A 20,699-nucleotide genomic window follows, 5' to 3' on the forward strand; every position below is an offset into this window, starting at 1 on the left:
CTGAATCAGAAGTGTGAGCCAGCCACTTCCTGCGCCACCCCAAGAAAGGCAGCCGGCAAACGGGCCTGGCGACGCTCCTTCAGGCAATACAAATACTCATGCATCACCGGCGCATTCTCCAGCGCCAGCACCCGCAGCTCAGGGTTGTGCGGCACCTCATGGCGGGCAATCACGCTGATGCCGATGTTGCGCAGCACCGCCTCGCGAATCGACTCGCGGCTGCCGATTTCCAGCAAGGCGCCGGCCTTGACTCCGGCCTCCTGCATCATCTGTTCGGTTAGCTTGCGCGTGGTCGAGCCCTTCTCGCGCATCAGCAGGCAATGCCCGGCTACCCCCTCGATGGACACCGACTGGCGATGGGCCAATGGGTGGTTGCGGTGCACCGCCACCACCAGCGGATCAGTCCCCAGTACCCGCCGCACCAACCGCGCATCCTCCACCAGTTGCGAAGACGCGGCGATATCCACCCGGTAGTCTTCGAGCATTTCCAGCACCTGCTGCGAGTTGCCGATCTCCACCGCCACTTCTACCTGAGGCAGCCGTTCGCGGTAGATTTTCACCAGGTCAAGGATGTAGTAAGGCGCCGTGGCTGCGATGCGCAGGCTGCCCTGCGCCTGGCCGCTGTTGCGCAGCTCGAACTCGATGTCGGCCTCCTGCTGCAGCAATGCCTTGACCATCGGCAACAGGCGCACGCCCTCCTCGCTCAGCACCAGGCGCCGACCGCCACGGTAGAACAGCTCCACGGCGTACTGGCCTTCCAGGTTGCGGATCTGCGTGGTTACCGTGGGCTGGCTGAGCCCAAGCTTCTTCGCCGCCAGGGTGATGCTGCCCAGACGGGCCACCATGTAAAAGGCTTTCAGCTCCGAACTCAGCATGCACGTCCTCTATTTGCGCAACAGGCGCAAGCCGTTGAACACCACCAGCAGGCTCACGCCCATGTCGGCGAACACCGCCATCCACATGGTCGCCATGCCAGCAAAGGTGATGGCCAGGAATATCGCCTTGATGCCCAACGCCAGAACGATGTTCTGCATGAGGATCGCCGCGCTTTGGCGCGACAGCCTGACGAAGGCCGGAATTTTCCGCAAGTCGTCGTCCATCAGCGCTACGTCGGCGGTCTCGATGGCGGTGTCGGTACCAGCGGCGGCCATGGCAAAACCGATCTCGGCGCGGGCCAGAGCTGGCGCGTCGTTGATACCATCACCGACCATGCCCACCCGGTGGCCTTCTGCGTACAAGGCCTCGATGGTTTTCAGCTTGTCGGCTGGCAGCAGGTTACCCTCGGCGCGGTCGATGCCCACCACAGCGGCGATGGCCTGGGCGGTATGCGGATTGTCACCGGTCAGCATGACAGTCTTGATACCCAGTTCATGCAGCTCGGCGATAGCCTGGCGGCTGCTGTCCTTCACGGTGTCGGCAACGGCAAACAGCGCCAATGGCCCGGAACGGTCGAGCAGCAGCACCACGGTCTTGCCCTGACGCTCCAGCGCATCCAGTTTGGCTTCCAGCGCTGGCGAGCACAGGCCCAGCTCTTCGACCAGGCGGTGGTTGCCCAAGTGGTAGACCTCACCGTCGATGGTGCCACGCACACCGCGCCCGCCCAGGGCGGCGAAGTCATCCACTTCACTTAGAGCCAGCCCTTGCGCCTTGCCGAACTGAGCGATAGCGCGGGACACCGGGTGGTCCGAGCGCTCGCCCAGGCTGGCGGCCAGGGCTTGAGCGCGGGCTTCGAACTGCGGCGCCAGCACTTCGGCGTCAGTCTGTACCGGTTTGCCGTGGGTGATGGTGCCGGTCTTGTCCAGGGCCAGGAAGTCCAGGTGGCGGCCGCCCTCCAGATAGACGCCGCCCTTGATCAGGATGCCTTTGCGCGCGGCAGCCGCCAGGCCGCTGACGATGGTCACCGGGGTCGAGATCACCAATGCGCAGGGGCACGCAACCACCAGCAATACCAGAGCACGGTAGACCCAGTCGAACCAGGCACCGGCCATGAACAACGGCGGGATCACCGCCACGGCCAGGGCAATGGCGAACACCACCGGGGTATAGATGCGCGAAAAACGGTCGACGAAGCGCTGGGTAGGTGCCCGCGCGCCTTGTGCCTCCTCCACGGCCTTGATGATCCGCGCCAGGGTAGACTGCCCGGCAGCAGCGGTAACGCGGAACTCCAATGCTCCCGCCTGGTTGATGGTACCGGCGAACAGTTTGTCGCCCACTGCCTTCTCTACAGGCAGGCTTTCACCGGTGATCGGTGCCTGATCGACGCTGGACTGCCCACTGGTCACTTCACCGTCCAGGCCGATGCGTTCGCCGGGGCGCACCCGCACCAACGCACCGATGGCCACTTCACGCACGTCCAGCTCGCGCCACAGGCCATCGGCCTGCTGCACCGTGGCCATGTCCGGGGCCAACTGCATCAACCCGCCGATGGCATTGCGCGCACGGTCCAGCGAGCGCGCTTCGATCAGCTCGGCAACCGTGAACAGCACCATCACCATGGCTGCTTCCGGCCACTGGCCGATCAGCACCGCACCGGTCACGGCAATGCTCATCAAGGCATTGATGTTGAGGTTGCGGTTTTTCAGGGCGATCCAGCCCTTCTTGTAGGTACCCAGGCCGCAGCCGAGGATCGCCAACAGCGCCAGCCCCGCTACCACCCATTCCGGGGCCAGCGCAGCGAAGTGCACGATTTCGGCGGTAATCGCAGCAATACCCGACAGTGCCAGCGGCCACCAGCGGGTCTTGGCCGGTTGTGCCACGCTGGTGGTGCCGTCGTCCTCGGCAGCAATCGGCTCGGCCTTCATGCCCAGGCTGTCGATGGCCCGCTCGATTTCAGCCGTACCGTTCAAGGTATGGCGCACGCCAAGCACGCGGTTGATCAGGTTGAATTCCAGCTGCTCGATTCCGGCCAGCTTGCCCAGTTTGTCCTGGATCAGCGTCTGCTCGGTGGGGCAGTCCATGGCGTCGATGCGAAAACGGCTGAGCTGCGCCTGGGCACTGGCCGTTTCGCTCAGTTGCACCAGCGATGGCGCGGCTTTGGAGCCGCAGCAGCTGTGGCCGTGGGCAGCATGGCCGTGGTCGTCATCGCCATGGGCGTGATCGTGCGAGTGCTTGTGGTCGTGGCTGACAGGCTGGTTCATGGGGTCATCCTTAAAGTGAGCCTGTTGCCAAGTGAACACCCTGTAGCCACTATAGGGTCAAGCCTATTGCTGGAGATTCGTGATGAAAATCGGAGAACTGGCCAAAGCCACCGACTGTGCGGTGGAAACCATTCGCTACTACGAGCGGGAAAACCTGCTGCCGGAGCCTGCGCGCAGTGACGGCAACTACCGGCTGTATACCCAGGCTCACGTCGAGCGGCTGACCTTCATCCGTAACTGCCGCACCCTGGACATGACCCTGGACGAAATTCGCAGCCTGCTACGCCTACGCGACAGCCCGGATGACTCGTGCGGCAGTGTCAACGCGCTGATCGACGAGCATATCGAGCATGTGCAGGCGCGTATCGACGGTTTGGTGGCGTTGCAGGAACAGCTGGTAGAGCTGCGGCGGCGCTGCAATGCGCAAGGGAGTGAGTGCGCGATTTTGCAGCGATTGGAGACGAACGGGGCGGTATCGGTACCGGATACCGAGCATTCGCATGTGGGGCGCAGCCACGGGCATTGAGATCGCCGGGGGCGCTTTGCGCCCCCCCGGCAATCTAGAAAATCACACCGCCATCGGCGCTGTCATCGGCGCATGGTGCTCATAACCTTCCAACCAGAAATCACTCGGTTCGATCTTCTCCAGCCACTCCGGCTCGTACTTACCCGTCTCGGCAAACGCCGGCACGCGGTCGCTGATCACCAGTTTCGGCGCCTCCAGCGGCTCGCGCTTGAGCTGCTCATGCAGCATGTCCAGGTGGTTTTCATACACATGGGCATCACCGATGAAGTAGGTGAACCAGCGCGGGGTGTAACCGGTCAGGCGGCCGAACAGCGACAGCAACGCCGCGCCTTCGGTGAGGTTGAACGGTGTGCCCAGGCCCAGGTCGTTGGAGCGGATGTAGAGGGTCAGGGAAATTTCCTTGGTCTCGACATTTGGGTGGAACTGGTACAGCAGGTGGCACGGCGGCAGGGCCATTTCGTCCAGCTGCGCGCAGTTCCAGCCGTGGAACAGGATGCGGCGGCTGCCCGGGTCGTTGGCGATGGTGTCCAGGCACTGGCGCACCTGGTCGATGGCCTTGTACAGGATGACGAAGGCGACGCCGTCCTCTTCGTCCTGGGCAATACGGCGGAAGCCTGCCTTTTCGGCCATTTCGATGGCGGCCGAGTTGCTCAGCGGGATGCGCTTGTAGCCTGGCCATTGGCGCCATTGCACGCCGTAGATCTCGCCCAGGTCGTCATGGCCCTGGCGGAACGGGTTGGCCAGCCACTGAGCGTTTTCGTTGGCGTTCTGGTCCCAGACCTTGCAGCCCAGCTCGCGGAATTCACCTGCGTTTTTCACGCCCCGCAGAAAACCGACCATTTCGCCGATTGCCGACTTGAACGCCAGTTTGCGCGTGGTGATGGCCGGAAAGCCCTTTTGCAGGTCGAAACGCAGCATGGCGCCCGGCAGGCTGATGGTGCGAATGCCGGTGCGGTTGCCCTGCATCGTGCCGTTTTCGATGACGTCGCGGACCAGGTCCAGATACTGTTTCATGGCTTACCTGTAGCAAAAACGGCAGGGGGATCGCCCCTGCCGTGGGATTAATCAGGCGGGTTTCGCCGTAGGCTTGCGATTATAAGCCCACCAGATCAGGCCAAGGCCAGCCAGGATCATCGGCACGCACAGAATCTGACCCATGGTCAGCCAGCCCCAGGCGATATAGCCCAGCTGGGCATCCGGCACCCGCACGAATTCGACGATGAAGCGGAAGATGCCGTAGAACAGCGCGAACATGCCCGATACCGCCATGGTCGGCCGCGGCTTGCGCGAGAACAGCCAGAGGATGACGAACAGTGCCACGCCCTCCAGGGCGAACTGGTACAGCTGCGACGGGTGGCGTGGCAGCTGGGCTGGGTCGCTGAACGGCGGGAAGATCATCGCCCATGGCACGTCGGTGGGTTTGCCCCACAGCTCGGCGTTGATGAAGTTGCCGATACGCCCGGCACCCAGGCCGATCGGCACCAGCGGGGCAACGAAGTCCATCAGTTCGAAGAACGACTTGTTGTTGCGCTTGCCGAACCACAAGGCCGCCAACATCACGCCGATGAAACCACCGTGGAACGACATGCCGCCCTTCCACACCTCGAAGATCAGCGTCGGGTTGGCCAGGTAGGCGTGCAGGTCGTAGAACAGCACATAGCCCAGGCGCCCGCCGACAATCACACCCATCGACAGCCAGAACACCAGGTCGGAAAGCTTCTCGCGGCTCCAGGTGGGATCGAAGCGGTTCAGCCGGCGCGAGGCCAGCAGCCAGGCACCGCCGATGCCGATCAGGTACATCAGACCGTACCAATGGATTTTCAGCGGCCCGATGGCCAGGGCCACGGGGTCTATCTGCGGGTAAGGCAGCATGGAACTTCCTCTCGATTCAAATCAAAAAGCTGAGGCCGACACAGAACAGCAGCGCTGCGAACAGGCGTTTCAACAAACGGGGCGACAGCTTGTGCGCCAGACGCGCGCCAAAGCGGGCGAAAAACATGCTGGTCACGGCAATGCCGATCATCGCCGGCAGGTACACGTAACCCAGGCTATGGGCCGGCAGGTGCTCTTCGTGCCAACCCAGCAGCATGAAGCTCAGGGCACTGGCCAGGGCGATCGGCAGGCCACAGGCCGAGGACGTGGCCACCGCCTGCTGCATCGGCAGGCTGCGCCAGGTCAGGAACGGCACGGTCAGCGAACCACCGCCGATGCCGAAGATGGCCGAAGCCCAGCCGATCACCCCACCGGCCCCAACCAATGCAGGTTTACCGGGGATGCCACGGCTGGCCTTGGGTTTGAGGCCCAGTGCCATCTGCGCGGCGATGACCAGGGCAAACACACCGATGATCTTTTGCAGCAACGGGCCTTGGATCAACGAGGCGGTCTTGGCACCGACGCCGGCCCCCAGCAGGATGCCGAGGGTCATCCAGGCGAAAATCGGCCATTGCACGGCACCCTTGCGGTGGTGCTCGAGCACAGCGTTGATCGAAGTGAATACGATGGTTGCCAGTGACGTGCCGACTGCCAGATGGGTCAACACCGAGGCATCGAAGCCCTGCAAGGTGAAGCTGAACACCAGCACCGGCACGATGATGATGCCACCGCCCACGCCGAACAGCCCGGCCAGCACACCAGCACAGGCGCCCAACAGCAGATAGAGCACGAATTCCATTCGGCGTCCCCGAGAAATCAATCCGGCATGGTAACGGAAGCCGGGCTCGGGGCTCTAGTGAACTCTGTGACAGGATGGATCGGCCATGCTGCTGTGGGTACAGTGGCAGAAAACACAGAGGCCCAACCGATGTGCCTGATCGTATTTGCCTGGCGGCCGGGGCACGCCCTGCCGCTGATCGTGGCGGCCAACCGCGACGAATTCTATGCCCGCCCCACCCAGCCCCTGGCAGCCTGGGACGATGCGCCCGGCGTACACGCCGGGCGAGACCTGGAAGCCGGTGGTACCTGGCTGGGCGTGGGCCCACAGGGGCGCTTTGCCGCGCTGACCAACATCCGCGACCCGGGCCAGGCGCTGGGGCCACGCTCGCGGGGTGAGCTGGTGGCGGCGTACCTGCAGGGTGAAATGGGTGTCGAGGCTTACCTGGGCCAGGTGGCCAGCCGAAGTGGGCAGTATTCGGGGTTCAACCTGCTGGTGGGTGATGGCCAGCAGCTGGGATATCTGAATGCTCGGGAAGCCACGCCGCGCCTGCTGCATGCCGGGGTGTACGGGTTATCCAATGCCGGGCTGGATACGCCATGGCCGAAGCTGGTGAAGGCACGTAGCGGGCTGGAGGGCCTGCTGGAAGCGCCCGAGCCGCATCGGTTGCTGGCGTTGCTGGCAGATAACGAGCCTGCGGCTGAGGGTGACCTACCCGAGACGGGCGTGGGAGTAGCGACCGAGAAGTTGCTGTCGAGTGTGTTTATTGCCAGCCAGAATTATGGGACGCGGGCAAGTACGGTGCTGATTGTGGATGATCAGGGCAAAAGACGACTGGTTGAGCGCAGCTTCGGGCCTTTTGGTGGGCACTTGGGGGAAGTTGAGCTTACGGTCTGAGGGCCATGGGGCCGGTGGGCGGCCCCCGAATTTCACAGGGTTTTATTGGCCCCAGGCCCAATCATCCGCGCCAACCCAAGGTTCTTCAGTGCCAACTGCAGCGAGCTGTGGATAACCTGCGGGTTGTCATGGCTCAGGGCCTCGGCCAGCAGTTCCGTGGCCTTGCTCATGTTCACCTGACGCAGCATCCACTTCACCTTCGGCAGGTTGGTGGCGTTCATCGACAGGCTGTCGAAGCCCATGGCCATCAACAGTATCGCCGCCGCTGGGTCACCGGCCATCTCACCACAGATGCTCACTGGCTTGCCTTCGCCATGGGCGTCGCGCACAACCGTGTTCAACGCCTGCAGCACCGCCGGGTGCAGGTAGTCGTAAAGGTCGGCGACCCTCGGGTTGTTGCGGTCAACCGCCAGCAGGTACTGGGTCAGGTCGTTGGAACCGACCGACAGGAAGTCCACCTGCCGCGCCAGCTCCTTGGTCTGGTACACCGCTGCCGGGATTTCCACCATCACACCCACCGGCGGCATCGGCACGTCGGTGCCTTCGTCACGCACTTCGCCCCAGGCGCGGTGAATCAGGTGCAGCGCCTCTTCCAGCTCGTGAATGCCGGAAATCATCGGTAGCAGGATGCGCAGGTTGTTCAGGCCCTCGCTGGCCTTGAGCATGGCGCGGGTTTGTACCAGGAAGATTTCCGGGTGGTCGAGGGTGACGCGGATGCCGCGCCAACCCAGGAAGGGGTTTTCTTCCTTGATCGGGAAGTACGACAGCGCCTTGTCACCCCCAATGTCGAGGGTACGCATGGTCACCGGCAGCGGGTGGAAGGCCGCCAGTTGCTCACGGTAAATGGCCAGCTGCTCTTTCTCGCTGGGGAAGCGCTGGTTGATCATGAACGGCACTTCAGTGCGGTACAGGCCGACCCCTTCGGCGCCGCGTTGCTGTGCACGGGCCACGTCGGCGAGCAGGCCAGTGTTGACCCACAGCGGCATGCGATGGCCATCGGGGGTAACGCATGGCAGTTCGCGCAGGGCATCCAGGCCCTGGGCCAGCTGACGCTCTTCCTCGACCACTTCGCTGTACTGCTTGCGCAGCACTTCGCTGGGGTTGGTGAACACCTCGCCCTTGTAACCGTCGACGATCAGTTCAATGCCATCGACTTTGGAGTACGGCAGGTCCACCAGGCCCATGACCGTGGGAATGCCCATGGCGCGAGCGAGGATGGCAACGTGAGAGTTGCCCGAACCCAGCACCGAGACCAGGCCTACCAGCTTGCCTTCCGGCACTTCACCGAGCATGGCCGGCGTCAGCTCTTCACTGACCAGGATGGTGTTGTCGGCATACACCAGCGATTGCGAGCGGGCTTCCTGCAGGTAGGCCAGCAGGCGCCGGCCAAGGTCCTTGACGTCGGAGGCGCGCTCGCGCAGGTAGTCATCGTCCATCAGCTCGAAGCGGTTGACGTGCTCGCCAACCACCTGGCGCAGCGCGCCCTGAGCCCATTGGCCGGTCTTGATGACCTCGGTCACCTCACCGCCCAGGGCTGCATCTTCAAGCATCATCAGGTACACATCGAACAGCGCGCGCTCTTCCGGGCGCAGCTGGGTGGCCAGCTTGGCCGACAGCTTGCGCATGTCGTCGCGCACGCCTTCAAGGGCGTTCTGGAACAGCTTCAGTTCAGCGTCGATGTCATCGACAGTCTTGTCCGGCACCACTTCCAGGTCGGCCGGCGGCAACATCACCACCGCGCGCCCCACGGCAGCGCCAGGCGAGCCAGGCACACCCACGAAGCGCGCTTCCTGAATACCCTTGCCCTGGCGACCCAGGCCACGGATCGAGCCCGTGGCTTCGGCATGGGCGATTACCCCGGCGAGCTGGGCGCTCATGGTGACCAGGAAGGCTTCCTCGCCCTCGTCGAACTGGCGGCGCTCCTTTTGCTGAATGACCAATACCCCGACCACACGGCGGTGGTGGATGATCGGTGCACCCAGGAAGGAGGCGAATTTCTCTTCGCCGGTTTCGGCAAAGTAGCGGTAACGCGGGTGGTCGGCGGCGTTTTCCAGGTTCAGCGGCTCTTCCCGGGTACCCACCAGGCCAACCAGGCCTTCGTTGGGGGCCATGCTGACCTTGCCGATGGAGCGCTTGTTCAGGCCTTCGGTAGCCATCAGCACGAAGCGGTTGGTTTCCGGGTCGAGCAGGTAGACCGAGCAGACTTGGCTGCCCATGGCTTCCTTGACGCGCAAGACAATGATCCCCAACGCCGACTTGAGATCTTTGGCGGAGTTTACTTCCTGGACGATCTTGCGCAGCGTATTGAGCATGGCTCGGGGTCGAACTCCGTCGTCAGTCGCGCGTCAGTAGACGCGGTGCTAGCTCTTTCAGGGCGCGTCGGTACACCTCGCGCTTGAATGTCACAACCTGGCCCAGCGGATACCAATAGCTCACCCAGCGCCAGCCGTCGAATTCCGGCTTGCCGGTCAGGTCCATCCGCACCCGTTGTTCGTTGCTGACCAGGCGCAGCAGGAACCACTTCTGCTTCTGGCCGATGCACAGCGGCTGGCTGTGGGTACGTACCAGTCGCTGCGGTAAACGATAACGCAACCAGCCACGGGTGCAGGCAAGAATTTCCACATCGTCGCGTTCAAGGCCAACTTCTTCGTTCAGCTCGCGGTACAGGGCATCTTCAGGCGTCTCGTCAGGGTTGATACCACCCTGGGGGAACTGCCAGGCATCCTGGTTGATCCGTCGAGCCCATAGCACCTGCCCGGCATCATTCGTAAGAATGATCCCGACATTGGGGCGAAAACCATCCGGGTCGATCACGGCAGCAACCTCGCAAACGCATGTCCCCGCATTGTTCCACAAAGCTTGCGAGCGCAGCAACGCGCCCGCCAAGCTTATGTGCAGCAGCGTGAAAACTCCGTATTCTGCGGGCCTACCCTGTGGCTGATGCGAGTGACCGCGATGCGCCTGGCTTTATTCGACCTGGACAATACCCTCCTCGGTGGCGACAGCGACCATGCCTGGGGTGACTACCTTTGCGAGCGTGGCATCCTCGACCCACTCGCCTACAAGCAACGCAACGATGGTTTCTACCAGGACTACCTCAACGGCACCCTGGACCTGCAGGCCTACCTGGCCTTTTCCATGGAGATCCTGGCGGCAACGCCCGTGGCCCAGCTCGACGAATGGCACCGCGACTTCATGCGCGACTGCATCGAACCGATCATCCTGCCCAAGGCCCTGGCCCTGCTGCAGCAGCACCGCGAGGCGGGCGACCAGTTGGTGATCATTACCGCTACCAACCGCTTCGTCACCGCGCCAATTGCACGGCGTCTTGGCATTCGCGTGCTGCTGGCAACCGAGTGCGAGATGCGCGACGGTCGCTATACCGGGCGTAGTACCGATATACCGTGTTTCCGTGAAGGCAAGGTGACGCGGCTGGAGCGGTGGATGCTGGAGAATGGCTTCGACCTGGAGGACAGCTACTTCTATAGCGACTCGATGAACGATTTGCCGCTGTTGCAGCAGGTGACGCATGCAGTGGCGGTGGACCCGGACCCGAACCTGCGGGCCGAGGCCGAGAAGCATGGGTGGCCGGTGGTTTCGCTAAGGGATTGAGATTGCCGGGGCCGCTTTGCGGCCCTATCGCGACACAAGGCCGCTCCTACAGGAATACGCGTTCCCCTGTAGGAGCGGCCTTGCGTCGCGATGGAGGGCGAAGCCCTCCTCTGGCCTCAAACTGGCTTGGCACCCATCAGCCCGGCAATGGACAGGAAGCACACCCCGCTGAACACCGCCAGCGCCAGGGTAAACCGCAGCCCTACCACTTCGGCCTTGCGCAGCCGGTTCAGCCGTACCAGCAGCCACCACACGGCAAACGCGCCAAAGGTATAGATGACGCTGGACGCCAGCACCCAGGTCTGCCCCAGCGGCCAGCCCACCAGATGCACCAGCCACCAACCGGTAAGCGGCATGCTCACCAGGCACAGGCCCATCACCAGCCAGACAAATACCAACGGCCGGCGCAGCAGCTTTGCATAAGCCTCGGCATCACCCTGACGGCGGGCGCGAACGGTCCAGGCCGCCAAGCCCAAGGCGCCCAAAAGCAGCAGTGCGGTGGCAATGATGTGCAAGGTCTTGAGGGTGGTCAGGTGTTCCATGTCTTCACATCCTTGAGCGATAAGCCAAGCTTAGCCGCTCAGCCCAGGAACAGCTTGTAAGCGGGGTTTTCGGTCTCGTCCCAGTACGGGTAGCCGATCTTGGCCAGCGCCGCCGGTACCAGGTGGCGCTCATCCTCCGGCACCTGCAGGCCTGCCACCACACGCCCGTCAGCTGCGCCATGGTTGCGGTAGTGGAACATCGAGATGTTCCAGCGCCCGCCCAACTTGTTGAGGAAGTTGAACAGCGCCCCTGGCCGCTCGGGAAACTCGAAGCGCAGTACCATTTCGTCACTGGCACCGGCCGAATGGCCACCCACCATATGGCGGATATGCAACTTGGCAAGCTCGTTGTCGGTCAGGTCGGTAACTGGGAAGCCCTGCTCGGTCAGTTGCTGCACCAGCGCTGCACGCGGGTCGTTTTCCGGGTGGGTCTGCACGCCCACGAAGATATGCGCTTCGTCCGAGGTGTGCTTGCGGTAGTTGAACTCGGTGATCTGGCGCTTGCCAATGGCCTCGCAGAAGGCCTTGAAGCTGCCCGGTCGCTCGGGAATGGTCACGGCGATGATCGCCTCACGCTTTTCACCCAACTCGGCACGCTCGGCCACATGGCGCAGGCGGTCGAAGTTGACGTTGGCACCAGAGTCGATAGCCACCAGCGTCTGCCCGGTCACGCCATACAGCTCGACGTACTTCTTGATGCCCGCAACGCCCAAGGCGCCGGCAGGTTCGGTGATCGAGCGGGTATCGTCGTAGATATCCTTGATTGCTGCGCAAATCTCGTCTGTGCTGACGGTGACGACTTCGTCCACATTGTGGCGGCAGATATCGAAGGTGTGCTGGCCAATCTGGGCCACCGCCACACCGTCGGCGAACAGCCCGACCTGCGGCAGCACCACGCGCTCACCGGCGGCCATGGCCGCCTGTAGGCAGTTGGAGTCATCCGGCTCGACGCCGATTACCTTGATTTCCGGGCGCAGGTACTTCACGTAGGCGGCAATACCGGCGATCAGGCCACCGCCACCCACCGGCACGAAGATCGCGTCCAGCTGGCCAGGGTGCTGGCGCAGGATTTCCATGGCCACGGTGCCCTGACCGGCGATGGTGTGCGGGTCGTCGTAAGGGTGAACATAGACAAAGCCCTTTTCGTCGACCAGTTTCAGCGAATAGGCCAGCGCCTCGGGGAACGAGTCGCCATGCAACACCACCTTGCCGCCCCGTGAGCGCACGCCCTCGACCTTGATTTCCGGGGTGGTCTTGGGCATCACGATGGTGGCCTTGATGCCCATTTCGCGCGCAGCCAGGGCCAGGCCCTGGGCGTGGTTGCCGGCCGAGGCGGTGACCACGCCACGGGCCAGTTCCTCTGGGCTCAGCTGGGCCAGCTTGTTGTACGCCCCGCGGATCTTGAACGAGAACACCGGCTGCAGGTCTTCGCGCTTGAGCAAAATCTGGTTGCCCAGCCGCTTGCTCAGTTGCCCGGCGCTCTGCAACGGGGTTTCGACGGCAACGTCATAGACGCGCGAGGTGAGGATCTTCTTGACGTACTGTTCGAGCATCGGGAATGCATCACTGGGCCGCGGGACAAGGGCTGGGAGTCTACCCCAGCGCTACGTCGGGCGACCACAGCAAAGCCGTGCGAGCCGTTATACTAGGCAACTTTGAAACCGCCCTGCCCCTTTCGGAGCCCGCATGACCCAGGACCAACTCAAACAGGCCGTCGCCCAGGCCGCTGTCGACTTCATTCTGCCCAAGCTGGATGAAAAGAGCGTTGTCGGCGTCGGTACCGGTTCGACCGCCAACTTCTTCATCGACGCCCTGGCTCAGCACAAGACCGCCTTCGACGGCGCAGTCGCCAGCTCCGAAGCCACTGCCCAGCGCCTGAAGGGCCATGGCATCCCGGTGTACGAGCTGAACAGCGTCAGCGAGCTTGAGTTCTACGTGGACGGCGCCGACGAAAGCGACGCGCACCTGAACCTGATCAAGGGCGGCGGCGCAGCCCTGACCCGCGAGAAGATCGTCGCGGCCGTGGCCAAGACCTTCATCTGCATCGCCGACGGTAGCAAGCTGGTGCCCGTGCTGGGCGCCTTCCCGCTGCCGGTTGAAGTGATCCCGATGGCCCGCAGCCACGTGGCGCGCCAGCTGGTCAAGCTGGGCGGCGACCCGGTGTACCGCGAAGGCGTGGTCACCGACAACGGCAACGTGATCCTCGACGTGCACAACCTGCAGATCACCAACCCGGTGGAGCTGGAAGCGCAGATCAACGCCATCGTTGGCGTGGTCACCAACGGCCTGTTCGCGGCGCGACCGGCGGACCTGCTGCTGCTGGGCACCTCTGAAGGTGTGAAGAGCCTGAAGGCCGAGTAAGCTTCGGCGGGGGCTTTGCCCTCGTATCGCGACACAAGGCCGCTCCTACAGGGGTACGCCATCTCCTGTAGGAGCGGCCTTGTGTCGCGATGGGCTGCAAAGCAGCCCCACCTGCTCACTCCGTTACCTGCTTGAACACATAAAACAGGTTCGGCTCACTGACCAGGTAAATGGTCCCCACCTCATCCATCGCAATCCCCTCCGCCTGCGGTACCGTCGCCTGCAACCCCTGCGACCCCTTGCGCAGCGACAAGGTACTCAGCGGCCTGCCTTCTACATCCAGCTCCAGCACCAGCCGCGACTCGTCCGACAGCGCCAGCAAGTGCCCGCTGCGCTCATCGAACTGCAAACTCGACAGGTCCCTTACAAACAGCCGTGAATCGCGCTTGCGGTCCTGTACCACATGCACGGCGTAGGGCTTTTCCGGGTTGTCATGCGGGAAGCCATGCACCTCATAGATCAGCATCGGGTCGCGCTCCTTGGCCACGAACAGCCGCTTGCCCGCCGAATCGTATGCCAGGCCCTCGAATCCCTTGTTGCCGTTCAGGCCAATGCCCAGGCTGAGCTGTTCAGCGTCACCGGCATCGAGGAACATCGTGTCGTCTTCCAGCCTTACGCGAATCAGCCGTTGCTGACGCTCGTCGGTAATCACATAACTGTTTGGCCCAACGTACTCCACAGCCTCCGGGTCGCCGAAGCCGGTCAGCGGCACGCGGCGCAGGATGCGGCCGTCCAGCGACAGCTCGATCAGCTCCGAACGGGCATTGGTGACGGTGAAAAGGGTTTTGCGGTCGGGGTCGTAGGTTAGCGCCGAAATGTCATCATCCAGCCCTTCGACCGGCTGCGCTTCCAGCACTACCCGGTAGCGGTCCAGGCCAATGCTCCGCTCGGCAGGCTGCCACCAGGTCTTCAGGTTGAACCAGCCACGCTCGAACAGGCGAAACTCCTGCCCGGCCCAGCCAAGCATGAGCAGGCCAAGGGCAACCAGAACAAGGAACAGGCGAACAAAACGGCGCATAAGAGCAGACTCGACACAGGGGTGGCGAATCTAATCATTAATGGCTGAAACGAAGCTTAATGCCAGCATCAGGCAAATCTGATGGTGTTGTCAGTTCTTCTTGAAGCGATAGAACAGCGCCGGCTCGCTGACCATGTACAGGTTGCCCTTATCGTCCATGGCCACCCCTTCAGCCCGCGGGATGGTGTCTTCAAGCCCGTTGAAGCCGCCCAGCAGGGTCATGAAACTGACTTGCTGGCCCTGCTCGTCCAGCTCCAGCAGCATGTTGGAATCGGCCGACAGCACCAGCAAGTGGCCGGTGCGTGGGTCAACGCCCAGGGCAGAGAGGTTGCGCAAGTCGAGCTCTTCGCTGGGCAGCGGCTGCTTCTCACCCTGGAGCGGGCTGCGACCATCGGTGTTCCAGGTGTACAGCTTGGGTGGGCGCTCCTCGCCGATGATCAAGCGCTGACGCAGCGGGTCCCAGGCGATGGCCTCGAAACCCTTGTTGCTTTTCACCGACTGGCCCAGGTCGTGGCTCTGGAAGTCGCCGTGGTTCAGTGCCGTGGTCTGCGCGTCCACCTTGACCACGGTCAGGTCGTGCAGACGCTCGTCGGTAATGGCCAGGTTGCCGTCTTCCAGCACGGCGACACCCTCCGGGTTGCTCCAGCCGTTGAGCGGGATCTTGCGCAGAACATCGCCCTCCAGGCTCAACTCGACCAGGATCGGGTTCTTGCCCATGACCGCGAACAGGGTACGGGTATGCGGGTTGAAGGCCACGTCCGAGGCTTCGTCATCGTCCATGCCCGGTAGCGGTTTGGCGTCGATGTCCACCTGATAGTCCGGCAGCCACACGCTTTCGCTGCGCTCGGCGGTGCTTTCGAAGCTCTCCTTTACCCACAGCGCACCACGGTCATCCCAGTGCATGGCTACCGATACGCCATAACCGATCACCGCCGCCACAGCCAGGCCGAAGGGCCAGCGCAGAAAGAAGCGACGCTTGGGTGTTGCCGGGGCGGAGGGTGATGGCATGCGCGGTTCCTGGGAAATGGGCGTGGGTGCGCGCATTATCCTGATCGGGTGTGAAAAATCGGTAAACAGGTCCGGCCTCTTCGCGGGTAAACCCGCTCCCACAGGTACTGCACAGCTCTCAAGCCTTGTGCAGTACCTGTGGGAGCGGGTTTACCCGCGAAGAAGGCAACACGGTTTCGAGTCAGAACACTCGGCTTTCGAAGCGGCTGACACCCGGCAGCTCCAGCACCAGCTCGTCACCGACATTGAACGGCCCCACACCCGCCGGGGTACCGGTGAGGATCACATCCCCCGCCTGCAGCGAAAAATGCGCCGCCATGTACTGGATCATCGGCACGATCGGGTTCAGCATCATCGCGCTGTTGCCGTCCTGACGCACTTCGCCGTTGACGGTCAGGCGCACCGGGATGTCGGTGACATCCTCGAAACTGGCGGCCGAGACGAACGGCGGCAGTACGCAGGCCCCGTCAAAGCACTTGGCCAGTTCCCACGGCAGGCCCTTCTCTTTCAGTTTGGCCTGCACGTCGCGCAGGGTCAGGTCCAGCGCCGGGGCGTAGCCGGAAATGGCATCCAGCACCTCTTCCTCGCTCGGGTGGGCCGACAGCGGCTTGCCCAGCAGCACGGCAATTTCGGCCTCGTAGTGCACCGAACCCCGCTCGGCCGGGATCTTGAAGCCGCCTTCGGCCGGCACCACACAGCTGCCTGGCTTGATGAACAGCAGCGGTTCGGTGGGGATCGGGTTGTCCAGTTCCTTGGCATGCTCGGCATAGTTACGGCCGATGCACACCACCTTGCCCAGCGGGAAGTGAATGCGCGTGCCGTCTACGTACTGGTGCTGGTAACTCATGGCCGACTCCTCTACTGCTTTTTATACGGGAGCGAAGATCTTACCCGGATTCATGATGCCGTTAGGGTCGAACACGGCCTTTATTGCCTTCATGCAGGCGATTTCTTCCGGCGAGCGGCTGTAGCCCAGGTAGTCGCGCTTGGTCATACCCACGCCATGCTCGGCGGAGATCGAGCCGTTGTAGCGTTTGACGATATCGAACACCCACTTGTTGACCTTGGTGCACGAGGCGAAGAAGTCGTCTTTGCTCATGTGCTCGGGCTTGAGGATGTTCAGGTGCAGGTTGCCGTCGCCGATATGGCCGTACCACACCACTTCATAATCGGGGTAATGCTCCGCGACGATGGCGTCGATTTCGCGCAGGAACGCGGGCACTTTCGACACGGTGACGGAAATGTCGTTCTTGTACGGGGTCCAGTGCGAGATGGTTTCAGACAGGTACTCGCGCAGCTTCCACAGGTTTTTCAGCTGGGTTTCGCTCTGGCTCATCACCCCATCCAGCACCCAACCCTGCTCGACGCAGTGCTCAAAGGTGGCCAAGGCTTCGTTGGCCACCGCTTCGGTGCTGGCCTCGAACTCCAGCAGTGCGTAGAACGGGCAATCGGTCTCGAACGGCGCCGGCACATCGCCGCGCGCCAGGATCTTGGCCAAGCCCTTGTCTGAGAAGAACTCGAAGGCGGTCAGGTCCAGCTTGCCCTGGAAGGCGTGCAGCACCGGCATGATCGAGTCGAAGTCCGGTGTACCCAGCACCATCGCGGTAAGGTTGCGCGGCGCCCGGTCCAGGCGCATGGTGGCCTCGACCACGAAACCCAACGTGCCTTCGGCACCGATGAACAGCTGGCGCAGGTCGTAGCCGGTGGCGTTCTTGATCAGGTCTTTGTTCAGTTCCAGCAACTCGCCCTTGCCGGTGACCACTTTCAGCCCTGCGACCCAATTGCGGGTCATGCCGTAGCGAATCACCTTGATCCCGCCGGCATTGGTGCCGATGTTGCCGCCAACCTGGCTAGAACCGCTGGAAGCGAAGTCCACCGGGTAATACAGGCCCTGCTCTTCGGCGTAGGCCTGCAATTGCCGGGTGATGACCCCTGGCTGGCAGACCACGGTGCGGTCGAAGGCATTGAAGCCGAGAATCTGGTTCATGTAATCGAAGGAAACGACAACCTCGCCATTGGCCGCCACAGCGCCGGCAGAAAGCCCAGTGCGCCCGCCAGACGGCACCAGCGCCACCTGGTGCGCATTGGCCCAGCGCACAATGGCCTGCACCTGCTCGACCGTCTTGGGAAAGACGATGGCGCTGGGCGCCGGCGGATAATGCTTGGTCCAGTCCTTGCCATAGGCTTCGAGGGAAGCCGCGTCGGTCAGGACCTTGCCAGGGTCGACAAGGGTCATCAGTTCTTCAATAACAGCGGGGTGGGTCATCGCTGGAACTCTCGACTTATTCATAGTCACCCTGAGTACTCTTCACCTGTCGGGATAAGCTCAGATTGTGTCGCGTATGCTAGCATAGCCCTCCCGCTGTTCATGCTAAGGCTGCCCTCGCGCCTGGCATCACCCCTCGCCATTTTTTCTCCGGGATACAGGTTTACGCAGATGAGCAAGACTTCTCTCGACAAGAGCAAGATCCGGTTCCTTCTTCTTGAAGGTGTGCACCAGAACGCAGTCGATACCCTCAAGGCTGCCGGCTACACCAACATCGAATACCTCACTGGTTCGTTGCCGGAAGCCGAGCTGAAGGAAAAGATCGCCGATGCCCACTTTATCGGCATCCGTTCACGCACCCAGCTTACCGAAGAGATCTTCGACTGCGCCAAGAAACTGGTCGCTGTTGGCTGCTTCTGCATCGGCACCAACCAGGTTGACCTGGAAGCTGCCCGCCAGCGCGGTATCGCCGTGTTCAACGCGCCATACTCCAACACCCGTTCGGTCGCCGAGCTGGTACTGGCCGAGGCCATCCTGCTGCTGCGCGGCATCCCAGAGAAAAACGCTTCCTGCCACCGTGGTGGCTGGATCAAGAGTGCGGCCAACTCGTTCGAAATCCGTGGCAAGAAACTGGGCATCGTCGGCTACGGCTCGATCGGTACCCAGCTGTCGGTCCTGGCCGAAAACCTGGGCATGCAGGTGTACTTCTACGACCCGCTGACCAAACTGCCACTGGGCAACGCCGTGCAGGTTACCAGCCTGAACGAGCTGCTGGGCCTGGCCGACATCGTCTCGCTGCACGTGCCTGAGCTGCCGTCCACCCAGTGGATGATCGGCGAGAAGGAGATCCGCGCGATGAAAAAAGGCGCGATCCTGATCAACGCCGCCCGTGGCACCGTGGTCGAACTGGACCACCTGGCCGCTGCCATCAAGGACAAGCACCTGATCGGCGCCGCCATCGACGTGTTCCCGATCGAGCCGCGCTCCAACGACGAAGAGTTCGAAAGCCCGCTGCGCGGCCTGGACAACGTGATCCTGACCCCGCACATCGGTGGTTCCACCGCCGAAGCCCAGGCCAACATCGGCCTGGAAGTGGCCGAGAAGCTGGTCAAGTACAGCGACAACGGTACTTCGGTATCTTCGGTCAACTTCCCGGAAGTGGCCCTGCCGGCGCACCCAGGCAAGCACCGCCTGCTGCACATTCACGAAAACATTCCCGGCGTACTCAGCGAGATCAACAAGGTCTTCGCCGAGAACGGCATCAACATCTCCGGTCAGTTCCTGCAGACCAACGAGAAAGTCGGTTACGTGGTAATCGACGTTGACGCCGAGTACTCGGACCTTGCGCAAGAAAAACTGCAACAGGTCAAGGGCACCATCCGTTCCCGCGTGCTGTTCTAAGTTTGCTTGCTGCATGAAAAAGGGAGGCCCTTGGGCCTCCCTTTTTTTATTTCACTTCAACCGTGATCTTCTTCGATTCCACGCTTGGCTTGAACGGCACGTGATACTGGTCCCCCAGGATCAGTTGCAAGGTGTGCTTGCCCGGCGTCAGGGTAATGCTGGTTTCGGTCTGCGCCTTGCCGAAGTGCAGCACCTGCGGGCCCGCCGGCAGTGCGGTGCCAGCCTCCGGCATCAGGCTGGTCGGCAGCGGCATGTCAGCCACTGGCTCTTTGTCCACATCCACCAGCAGGTGGTGGTGCCCGGTGTGCGGGGTCTGATCACCCGCAGGCTTGAGGGCCATACCCTCGATGCCGAACTTGACGGTGAAGGTCTTGTCGACCGTAGCGCCATCGGCGGGGGAAACGATGAAGACCTTGGCATCCTTGGGCGGCTCCTGGCTCTTCAGGGCGTCCGCGGCACTGGCGAACACCGACGCGCCCATCAACAGACCGGCAACGGCAGCACGCGAAATTAGGCTGTTCATTCACTTCTCCTGTGATTCACTTATTGACCGCAGCCTGGGATCCGACGGCGGCGGTAGTTCACATTAGTTGAATTATTCGCCAAGGTGTTCACATTGTCTGACAGAAATATTTCGGTCAGGGTTAAACAATGCCGAGGCTTCAAGGTCATAGGCTGCGTTCGATCACGGCGAGGAAGAAAGCCGTGGCGACAGTATTCAATCTGCTAAAAGAAAAGGGGCATTCATGCGTTCGACCATAGGGGTACTGCTGGCAGTACTGATCAGTCCATTGGCCCAGGCGGAGCTGATCGACGAAATCGCCGACCGGGGCGAACTGCGCATTGCCGTACAGGCTGATAATTCGCCGTACGCATTCAAACAAGACGACCACCTGACGGGTTTCGACATCGAATTTGGCCAGGACCTGGCCAGGGAGCTGGACTTGCGCGCCGAGTTCGTCGAGGCCCCTGCAACAGAAGTGCTGACGGGTGTCGAGAGCGGCAAGTACGACATCGCGCTCACGCCATCGACCGATGCGCTCAAGGGCGACGACGGCCCGCTCGATGTAAGCCTTCCGATTGGCGAAAAAAAGCTGGTGATCCCGTTCCAGAAGGACAATCCGGCGTTCGAAAGCGCGGTGAACAATGCGTTGCAGCGCTTGAAAGAAAGCGGACGCACTGCCGAGCTGGAGCAGAAGTGGTTCAAGGGCGTGCAGGAGACTGCGGCCGGGCAGTAAGATTTATTGCTGCCTGTACCGGCCTCTTCGTGGGTGAACACGC

Annotated in this window: 20 protein-coding genes; 6 read left to right on the forward strand and 14 right to left on the reverse strand. The window is 62.3% G+C overall.

Translation table 11 applies throughout. From position 1 onward, the window contains the following. Nucleotides 1-5: 5 nt before the first annotated feature. Nucleotides 6-875 carry a LysR family transcriptional regulator gene (locus Q9451_RS29960; RefSeq protein ID WP_012274687.1) on the reverse strand — a complete coding sequence of 290 codons (870 nt, stop codon included), beginning with the start codon at nucleotides 873-875 and terminating at the stop codon, nucleotides 6-8. 9 nt (nucleotides 876-884) lie between these two features. Beyond that, nucleotides 885-3,137: a heavy metal translocating P-type ATPase gene (locus Q9451_RS29965; RefSeq protein ID WP_012274688.1), complete on the reverse strand. Its 2,253-nt coding sequence runs from the start codon at nucleotides 3,135-3,137 to the stop codon at nucleotides 885-887. An 82-nt stretch (nucleotides 3,138-3,219) separates the two neighbouring features. Between Q9451_RS29965 and cadR the strand changes: the two genes are divergently transcribed. Continuing rightward, entirely contained in the window at nucleotides 3,220-3,663 is a 444-nt protein-coding gene (gene cadR, locus Q9451_RS29970) for a cadmium resistance transcriptional regulator CadR (protein ID WP_012274689.1), read from the forward strand. A 42-nt stretch (nucleotides 3,664-3,705) separates the two neighbouring features. Here the strand turns inward: cadR and Q9451_RS29975 are convergent, their stop codons facing one another. Genes Q9451_RS29975 through Q9451_RS29985 form a run of 3 tightly spaced genes read right to left on the reverse strand, consistent with a single transcriptional unit; the run spans nucleotide 3,706 to nucleotide 6,334 of the window. Further along, the gene (locus Q9451_RS29975) at nucleotides 3,706-4,677 is read right to left on the reverse strand and encodes a thymidylate synthase (RefSeq protein ID WP_012274690.1); all 972 of its coding nucleotides are present in this window, start codon (nucleotides 4,675-4,677) and stop codon (nucleotides 3,706-3,708) included. Between the two features lie 51 nt (nucleotides 4,678-4,728). Then, entirely contained in the window at nucleotides 4,729-5,535 is an 807-nt protein-coding gene (lgt, locus tag Q9451_RS29980) for a prolipoprotein diacylglyceryl transferase (protein ID WP_003249027.1), read from the reverse strand. Nucleotides 5,536-5,551: 16 nt separating this feature from the next. Further along, the gene (locus Q9451_RS29985) at nucleotides 5,552-6,334 is read right to left on the reverse strand and encodes a sulfite exporter TauE/SafE family protein (RefSeq protein WP_012274691.1); all 783 of its coding nucleotides are present in this window, start codon (nucleotides 6,332-6,334) and stop codon (nucleotides 5,552-5,554) included. Nucleotides 6,335-6,463: 129 nt separating this feature from the next. Here Q9451_RS29985 and Q9451_RS29990 point away from each other — a divergent pair, with 129 nt between their 5' ends. Beyond that, complete coding sequence (locus tag Q9451_RS29990) at nucleotides 6,464-7,210, forward strand: NRDE family protein (protein ID WP_071984744.1); 747 nt, start codon at nucleotides 6,464-6,466, stop codon at nucleotides 7,208-7,210. Nucleotides 7,211-7,242: 32 nt separating this feature from the next. Here the strand turns inward: Q9451_RS29990 and ptsP are convergent, their stop codons facing one another. After that, nucleotides 7,243-9,522 (reverse strand): phosphoenolpyruvate--protein phosphotransferase, encoded by a 2,280-nt coding sequence (gene ptsP / locus Q9451_RS29995; RefSeq protein WP_012274693.1) that lies wholly within the window; start codon nucleotides 9,520-9,522, stop codon nucleotides 7,243-7,245. Between the two features lie 22 nt (nucleotides 9,523-9,544). Next, a complete protein-coding gene (locus Q9451_RS30000) occupies nucleotides 9,545-10,024 on the reverse strand; it encodes an RNA pyrophosphohydrolase (RefSeq protein ID WP_003249017.1) in 480 nt (159 codons plus the stop codon). Between the two features lie 141 nt (nucleotides 10,025-10,165). Here Q9451_RS30000 and Q9451_RS30005 point away from each other — a divergent pair, with 141 nt between their 5' ends. After that, nucleotides 10,166-10,822 carry an HAD family hydrolase gene (locus Q9451_RS30005; protein ID WP_012274694.1) on the forward strand — a complete coding sequence of 219 codons (657 nt, stop codon included), beginning with the start codon at nucleotides 10,166-10,168 and terminating at the stop codon, nucleotides 10,820-10,822. Between the two features lie 116 nt (nucleotides 10,823-10,938). Here Q9451_RS30005 and Q9451_RS30010 read toward each other — a convergent pair whose 3' ends face one another. Both Q9451_RS30010 and ilvA read right to left on the reverse strand, forming a co-directional pair. Beyond that, nucleotides 10,939-11,364 carry a DUF2269 domain-containing protein gene (locus Q9451_RS30010; protein ID WP_012274695.1) on the reverse strand — a complete coding sequence of 142 codons (426 nt, stop codon included), beginning with the start codon at nucleotides 11,362-11,364 and terminating at the stop codon, nucleotides 10,939-10,941. A 38-nt stretch (nucleotides 11,365-11,402) separates the two neighbouring features. After that, nucleotides 11,403-12,917: a threonine ammonia-lyase, biosynthetic gene (ilvA, locus tag Q9451_RS30015; RefSeq protein ID WP_345960835.1), complete on the reverse strand. Its 1,515-nt coding sequence runs from the start codon at nucleotides 12,915-12,917 to the stop codon at nucleotides 11,403-11,405. A gap of 133 nt (nucleotides 12,918-13,050) precedes the next feature. On the opposite strand from ilvA, the gene rpiA reads away from it, so the two are divergent. Next, nucleotides 13,051-13,725 carry a ribose-5-phosphate isomerase RpiA gene (gene rpiA, locus Q9451_RS30020; RefSeq protein ID WP_012274697.1) on the forward strand — a complete coding sequence of 225 codons (675 nt, stop codon included), beginning with the start codon at nucleotides 13,051-13,053 and terminating at the stop codon, nucleotides 13,723-13,725. A 115-nt stretch (nucleotides 13,726-13,840) separates the two neighbouring features. Here rpiA and Q9451_RS30025 read toward each other — a convergent pair whose 3' ends face one another. From Q9451_RS30025 to Q9451_RS30040, 4 genes are all read right to left on the reverse strand, one after another. Then, nucleotides 13,841-14,743 carry an SdiA-regulated domain-containing protein gene (locus tag Q9451_RS30025; protein ID WP_012274698.1) on the reverse strand — a complete coding sequence of 301 codons (903 nt, stop codon included), beginning with the start codon at nucleotides 14,741-14,743 and terminating at the stop codon, nucleotides 13,841-13,843. Between the two features lie 90 nt (nucleotides 14,744-14,833). After that, on the reverse strand, nucleotides 14,834-15,751 hold the full coding sequence (locus Q9451_RS30030; RefSeq protein ID WP_012274699.1) for an SdiA-regulated domain-containing protein: 918 nt from the start codon (nucleotides 15,749-15,751) through the stop codon (nucleotides 14,834-14,836). 181 nt (nucleotides 15,752-15,932) lie between these two features. Beyond that, nucleotides 15,933-16,598 carry a fumarylacetoacetate hydrolase family protein gene (locus Q9451_RS30035; RefSeq protein ID WP_012274700.1) on the reverse strand — a complete coding sequence of 222 codons (666 nt, stop codon included), beginning with the start codon at nucleotides 16,596-16,598 and terminating at the stop codon, nucleotides 15,933-15,935. 21 nt (nucleotides 16,599-16,619) lie between these two features. Beyond that, the gene (locus Q9451_RS30040) at nucleotides 16,620-18,017 is read right to left on the reverse strand and encodes an FAD-binding oxidoreductase (RefSeq protein ID WP_012274701.1); all 1,398 of its coding nucleotides are present in this window, start codon (nucleotides 18,015-18,017) and stop codon (nucleotides 16,620-16,622) included. A gap of 171 nt (nucleotides 18,018-18,188) precedes the next feature. Between Q9451_RS30040 and serA the strand changes: the two genes are divergently transcribed. Further along, on the forward strand, nucleotides 18,189-19,418 hold the full coding sequence (serA, locus tag Q9451_RS30045; RefSeq protein WP_012274702.1) for a phosphoglycerate dehydrogenase: 1,230 nt from the start codon (nucleotides 18,189-18,191) through the stop codon (nucleotides 19,416-19,418). Nucleotides 19,419-19,464: 46 nt separating this feature from the next. On the opposite strand, the gene Q9451_RS30050 is transcribed toward serA, so the two are convergent. Then, nucleotides 19,465-19,941, reverse strand: a complete 477-nt coding sequence (locus tag Q9451_RS30050) for a DUF4399 domain-containing protein (protein WP_012274703.1) — start codon at nucleotides 19,939-19,941, stop codon at nucleotides 19,465-19,467. A 223-nt stretch (nucleotides 19,942-20,164) separates the two neighbouring features. Here Q9451_RS30050 and Q9451_RS30055 point away from each other — a divergent pair, with 223 nt between their 5' ends. Next, entirely contained in the window at nucleotides 20,165-20,656 is a 492-nt protein-coding gene (locus Q9451_RS30055) for a transporter substrate-binding domain-containing protein (protein ID WP_012274704.1), read from the forward strand. Nucleotides 20,657-20,699 lie beyond the last annotated feature (43 nt).

Source organism: Pseudomonas sp. NY8896 (assembly GCF_039634505.1).